The 6006-nt window shown below is 68.9% G+C and carries 5 protein-coding genes; 2 read left to right on the forward strand and 3 right to left on the reverse strand.

The window, feature by feature from the left end; all coding sequences use genetic code 11:
* The first annotated feature begins 270 nt into the window (after nucleotides 1-270).
* Nucleotides 271-639, forward strand: a complete 369-nt coding sequence (locus ACYVII_RS18135) for a VOC family protein (RefSeq protein WP_460537742.1) — start codon at nucleotides 271-273, stop codon at nucleotides 637-639.
* A gap of 12 nt (nucleotides 640-651) precedes the next feature.
* Here ACYVII_RS18135 and ACYVII_RS18140 read toward each other — a convergent pair whose 3' ends face one another.
* Genes ACYVII_RS18140 through ACYVII_RS18150 form a run of 3 tightly spaced genes read right to left on the reverse strand, consistent with a single transcriptional unit; the run spans nucleotide 652 to nucleotide 3889 of the window.
* Entirely contained in the window at nucleotides 652-951 is a 300-nt protein-coding gene (locus ACYVII_RS18140) for a DUF1905 domain-containing protein (RefSeq protein WP_460537744.1), read from the reverse strand.
* Nucleotides 952-984: 33 nt separating this feature from the next.
* Nucleotides 985-2394, reverse strand: coding sequence for an aspartate aminotransferase family protein (locus tag ACYVII_RS18145; protein ID WP_460537745.1), 1410 nt, complete (start codon nucleotides 2392-2394; stop codon nucleotides 985-987).
* Between the two features lie 10 nt (nucleotides 2395-2404).
* Nucleotides 2405-3889, reverse strand: a complete 1485-nt coding sequence (locus ACYVII_RS18150; RefSeq protein ID WP_460537746.1) for a CoA-acylating methylmalonate-semialdehyde dehydrogenase — start codon at nucleotides 3887-3889, stop codon at nucleotides 2405-2407.
* A 139-nt stretch (nucleotides 3890-4028) separates the two neighbouring features.
* On the opposite strand from ACYVII_RS18150, the gene ACYVII_RS18155 reads away from it, so the two are divergent.
* Entirely contained in the window at nucleotides 4029-5795 is a 1767-nt protein-coding gene (locus ACYVII_RS18155) for a PucR family transcriptional regulator (RefSeq protein WP_460537748.1), read from the forward strand.
* Nucleotides 5796-6006 lie beyond the last annotated feature (211 nt).

Below are 6006 nucleotides of genomic sequence, written 5' to 3' on the forward strand. Positions count from 1 at the left end.
TGTTCGCCGCTACGCGACTCAACACGTTCCATCGCCTCGGCGCCGCGAGCGAGCTCGCGCCGCGCTCGGCTCAGTCACGTGTGTTCGCCGCTACGCGACTCGACACGTTCCATCGCCTCGGCGCCGCGAGCGAGCTCGCGCCGCGCTCGGCTCAGTCACGTGTGTTCGCCGCTACGCGACTCGACACGTTCCATCGCCTCGGCGCCGCGAGCGAGCTCGCGCCGCGCTCGGCTCAGTCACGTGTCGGGGGGTCGTCGTAGCGTCGTGCGCATGATCGGAACATTCGACGTACTGGCCATCGACTGTCCGGACCCTCGCGCGCTCGCGCCGTTCTACGCGGAACTGCTCGGCATGCAGGTGGTCTCGGACGACCCCGACTGGGTCGAGCTCGCCTCGGAGGAGCGGCCCCGTCCGCTCATCGCCTTCCAGAAGGTCGACCAGGAGTACCGGCCGCCTCAGTGGCCAGGGCAGGAGGTGCCGCAGCAGCTGCACATCGACGTGAAGGTGGACGACCTGGATGCCGCCGAGCAGCAGGTGCTCGCCCTCGGCGCCACGAAAGCGGGGTACGACAAGGAGACGTTCCGGGTGTACCTCGACCCGGCGGGGCATCCGTTCTGCCTGGTCAAGCCGAACGACTGAGCCTCCTCCCGCTCACACCTGCGTCTCGACGGCCATGCGCACGGTGTCGCCGACGTCGACGCCCTCGCGTGCCCGGATGGACTTCTTGATCGCGAGCACATAGGTGCCGTCGCCCTCGGGGAAGATCGACGTCGACCACCTGGATGACCCGAGCGTCGCCTCCACCTTCACCGAGTTGAATCCGGCAGGCGGGTGCGGCGCGTCGTGGATCTCCTCTGAGACCTCCAGCGGGAGCCGGGCGAACACCCACAGCTCGCGGCGCGCCTCCCACGGGAACAGCGTCGACTCGAACTCGTACCTGATGCCCGCCATGGCACCAGGGTACGAGGCGCCTCCGACGCCGGGTCAGCGGGTGTAGCGGTCCGCCACGGTGAGCGCGGCGTCGTACGCGTCGAGGCCGCGACGCAGGTCGTCCTCGGTGATGACGAGCGGCGGCGCGACGTGCATCCGGTTGAAATGCGTGAACGGCCACACCCCGGCCGCCTTGCACGCTGCGGCGACCTCGGCCATGGGCGCGGCATCCGCTCCCGAGGCGTTGAACGGCACCAGCGGCTCCCGCGTCTCGTGGTTCCGCACCAGCTCGAGCGCCCAGAACAGCCCGCGCCCGCGCACCTCGCCGAGCGACGGATGCGTGTCGAGCCACCCCGTGATGGTCGGCTCGACCACCCGTGATCCGAGGTCCCGGACTCGCTGCAGGATGCCGTCCCGCTCGAAGACCTCGAACGTCGCGACACCCGCGGCACATGCCAGCGGATGCCCGGAGTACGTCAGCCCGCCCGGGAACGAGACGTCGTCGAAGAAGTGAGCTAGTGGCTCCGAGATCACGACGCCGCCGAGCGGCACGTAGCCGGAGTTCACACCCTTCGCAAACGTGATGAGGTCGGGGACGACGTCGTAGGCATTCACCGCGAACCACTCGCCGACACGGCCGAAGCCCACCATCACCTCGTCGGCGATGAACACGATGCCGTGCCGGTCGCACAGCTCGCGCACGCCCTGCAGGTAGCCGGGCGGCGGCACGAGCACCCCGTTCGTGCCGACGATCGTCTCGAGCAGGATCGCCGCGATGGTCTGCGGGCCCTCCAGCGCGATCACCTGCTCGAGGTGCTCCAGCGCGCGCTGCGATTCCTCCGAAGCGTTTGCCGCGTGGAACGCGGACCGGTACGGATACGGCCCGAAGAAGTGCGCGACCGAGCCGTCCGCCGGCTCGTTCGCCCAGCGCCGCGGGTCTCCCGTGAGCGCGATAGCGGTGGACGTGTTGCCGTGGTACGAGCGATACATCGACAGCACCTTGCGGCGGCCGGTGTAGCGGCGGGCCATGCGCACGGCGTTCTCGTTGGCATCCGCGCCGCCGTTGGTGAAGAACACGTGGTTCAGGTCACCGGGCGCCACCTCGGCGATGCGCCGGGCGAGCTCGCCGCGCACGTCGTTGGCCATCGCCGGCTGGATCGTCGCGAGGCGACCGGCCTGTTCCTGGATGGCTCGCACGAGATCCGGATGCTGATGCCCGAGATTGAGGTTGATCAGCTGCGAGCTGAAGTCGAGATACGCATTGCCGTCGTAGTCCCAGAACGTGGATCCCTCGCCGGCCGCAACAGGCAGCGGGTTGATCTGGGCCTGCGCGCTCCAGGAGTGGAACACGTGTGCGTGGTCGTCGGAGCGCACCCGCTGCTCCTCGGCCTGATCGCCGAACGCGTGGAAGGCGCCGGTCCGGTCCGTGTATCCGGTGCGGGTGCCGTTCTCGGTGATGGTCATGTCGTCATCCTCAGTGATTGCCGGGGAACGCCAGTTCGACACGCGACTGCAACGCTTCAGGCCACCGTGACGTGATCACCTTCGAGCGCGTATAGAAGTGGAACGACTCCGGGCCGTAGATGTGCGAGTCGCCGAACAGCGAATCCTTCCAGCCGCCGAACGAGAACGATCCGACCGGCACCGGGATCGGCACGTTCACGCCCACCATCCCGACCTCGATACGGAACTCGAACTCGCGCGCGGCACCGCCGTCGCGGGTGAAGATGGCGACGCCGTTGCCGTACGGATTGGCGTTGACGACATCGATGGCGTCGTCGAGCGTGTCGACGCGCACCACAGAGAGCACCGGTCCGAAGATCTCGTCCCGGTACGTCGACGATTCCAGCGGCACCTTGTCGAGAAGCGTGGCCCCGATGAAGAACCCGTCGCCCTCGAACTGCTTCTGCGAACCGTCGACGACGACCGTCGCACCCTCGGCCGCCGCCCCCGTCACGTACGACAGCACCCTCTCGCGGTGCTGTGCGGTGACCAGCGGGCCCATGCCGCTGGCGGCATCCGTTCCGTCGCCGATCACGAGGTCGTCGATGCGCTTCTGGATGGCCGGAATCAGCCTGTCGCCCGCGTCGCCCACCGCGACGAGCACGCTGACCGCCATGCAGCGCTCGCCGGCAGAGCCGTACGCGGCCGACACCGCGGCATCCGCGGCGGCATCGATATCGGCATCCGGCATCACGACCATGTGGTTCTTCGCGCCGCCGAGCGCCTGTACCCGCTTGCCGTTCGCGGACGCACGCTGGTAGATCGACCTCGCGATCGGGGTCGAGCCGACGAAGCTGATCGCGGCGATGTCGGGCGAGTCGAGCAGGGCATCCACGGCAACCTTGTCGCCGTGCAGAACGTTCAGCACCCCCGCCGGAAGCCCCGCCTGAAGGAACAGCTTCGCCAGCAGAACAGACGCCGACGGGTCCTTCTCGCTGGGCTTCAGCACCACCGTGTTGCCGCACGCGATGGCGCTCGCGACCATCCAGAGCGGCACCATCAGCGGAAAGTTGAACGGCGTGATGCAGCCGACCACCCCGACCGGTTGCTTGACGCTGTGCACGTCCACGCCGGTCGAGATCTGCTCGCTGTAGTCGCCCTTCAGGTGCTGGATGAGACCGGATGCGAACTCCACGTTCTCCAGTCCGCGCGCGACCTCGCCCGCGGCATCGGACAGCACCTTGCCGTGCTCGCTCGTGATGGCCGCCGCGAGTTCATCGCGATGCTCCGAGAGCAAGTGGCGCAGGCGGAACAGCACGTCGGCACGCTTGGTCAGGCCCGTGGCGCGCCATCCGGGAAGCGCAGCCTTGGCCGCGGCGATCGCGGCAGCGGCATCCGTCTCGCTCGCCATGAGCACCTGGTGCTGCACGGCTCCGATGGCGGGGTTGAAGACGTCTCCGGTGCGCTCGGGCTCGCCGTATTCCGCGCCGGCGACGAAGTGGCGGATCAGGGCCATGAGCGGTCCTCTCGTTGGGGTTCTCTTACGTACCACTCTGCGCTGCGTCGATCGCTGCATGGCTCGATCCGGACGAATTGACGTAGGCGGCATATAGTCTTGGTGCTCCCATGTTCACAGAGAAGTGGATTCGATAGCGGTGCCAGAACGTCACAGCTTCGTTGGCGGTCGCACAGATCGTCTGGCTGCAAAAGAGCACGGTGCTGAAGCACCTCGCGCCGGCGAACTCACCGGCGACCGGCGAGCGGAGCCGGCACCGATCGACCTGGAGCGCACCGCGAGGCGTCAGGCCGTTTCGAGGCAGGCGGTGCTGCCGAGCATCCGCGAGGTGCTCCGCCTCGAAGAGGTCGTCACGGCCGTCCCCGAGGTGCTCACCGGCGAGAATGCCCTCGACCGCCCCGTGCGCTGGGTGCACGTGAGCGAGACGGCCGACGTGACGCACCTCGTCAAGGGTGGCGAGCTCATCCTCTCCACCGGTGTCGGATGGCCGACGGATGCCGCAGCGCAGCGCGACTTCGCGGCTCGCCTCGTCGAGGCCGCCATCGTGGGCGTCGTGCTCGAACTCGGACACCGCTTCGCGGAACCGCCGAAGGCGTTCACCGAGGCCGCCGCGCGTCTCCACCTGCCGTTCATCGTGCTGCACCGAGAGGCGCGGTTCGTCGCGATCACCGAGGCCGTGCACTCCCGGGTGATCGCCGACCAGATGGCGGCGCTGAAGGCGCGCGACGAGATCCACGCACTGTTCACCCAGCTCAGCCTGCGCGGCAGCCCGGCCGACTACATCGTCGCGCAGGTCGCTCGCGTGCTCGGCTCGCCGACCGTGCTGGAAGACCTCACGCACCGCGTGATCGCCGTGGAGGCGATGGGCGATGACACGCGCATCCTGCGCGACTGGGAGCAGCGATCGCGGGATGCCCACGATCGGGCCGCGGATGTCGTCGCCCGCGGCGCGCTCCCCGGCCCCGACGACTGGACGATCGTGCCTGTCGAGGCGCGCGGCATCCGCTGGGGGCACCTCGTCGCGCTGCCCGGCGGTGCGCATCTGGCCGGCCGCACGAATGTGCTCGAGCAGGCCGCGATCGCGCTCGCCCTCGGCCGGCTCGCCGACCGCGGCGCGGACGAGTGGACGCGCACCAGTCACGAACGCATCGTCTCCGCACTGCTGGGCAGGCGCTTCGCAGGGGAGGCGTCTTTCGCCGACCGGCTCGAGGCGAGCGGCGTGCCGGTCACCGGCCGGACGCTGCTCGGCATCGCCGTGCGCCTGCGGGGCAGCGCACAGGGCGCAACCGCCGCCGCGTCCGCGGTGGGAGAGCTCGGCGTGCCGGCCATCACGGCGGCGCATCCGTCGATGGATGCCGGCACGAGCGTCATCATCGTTTCCCTGCCTCCTCGAGGCAGGTTGTCCGACCAGGTACTGTCGTCGTTCGCCGCCGCGGTCGCGACCTCGTCGGACGCCCAGCCCGCAGACGTGACCGTGGCGATCGGGGCGGATGCCGACGGCGTGCCCGGGCTGCTGGCATCCGTGGAGCAGGCCACAGAGCTGCTGACACCCCGCGACGACCGCAAGCGCCGCGGCCCGCTCATCGTGCGGGTCGAGGACCGGCCGCTGCTGCGGCTGCTGAACTCTTTCGGCAGCGATCCGCGGCTGCAGTCGCACAGCGAACGGATGCTCGCCCCGCTCATCGAGCACGACCTGCGTCGCGGAGGCGACTTGCTCGACGTTCTCACGGCCTATCTCGCGTACCCGGGCAATCGCACGCGTGCAGCGACCGCGAGCCACCTGTCGCGCTCGGTGTTCTATCAGCGCATCGCCCTGATAGAGGACCTGCTCGGCGTCTCGCTCGACGACGGTGAGATCGTCAGTGCCTTGCATGCGGCAGTGCTCGCCCGTCGAACCGGGCACTGACGACTGATATGTGTTGAGTTTTGTCAAGGGGGCGTGGTGAAGCGCCGCCGGGTTGGTTGCCTGGCGGCGCTTCCTCGTTCGCTAGCGGGGTCGGGGTGCGGCGTGTCTGGTGACGCGTGGTCAGTCTGATATGCGCGGGTTGGTTACCGCATGACCCTGTTTCGGTGAGAGCAGCCAAGCGTGTCTGAGGTCGAGCGTGGCCGTGGTGGAC

This window comes from Humibacter ginsengiterrae, assembly GCF_054780115.1.

Coding starts and splice junctions, on each gene's coding strand:
- ACYVII_RS18145 (WP_460537745.1), bottom strand. CDS start 2,394: ATGACCATCACCGAGAACGGCACCCGCACCGGATACACGGACCGGACC.
- ACYVII_RS18140 (WP_460537744.1), bottom strand. CDS start 951: ATGGCGGGCATCAGGTACGAGTTCGAGTCGACGCTGTTCCCGTGGGAG.
- ACYVII_RS18150 (WP_460537746.1), bottom strand. CDS start 3,889: ATGGCCCTGATCCGCCACTTCGTCGCCGGCGCGGAATACGGCGAGCCC.
- ACYVII_RS18135 (WP_460537742.1), top strand. CDS start 271: ATGATCGGAACATTCGACGTACTGGCCATCGACTGTCCGGACCCTCGC.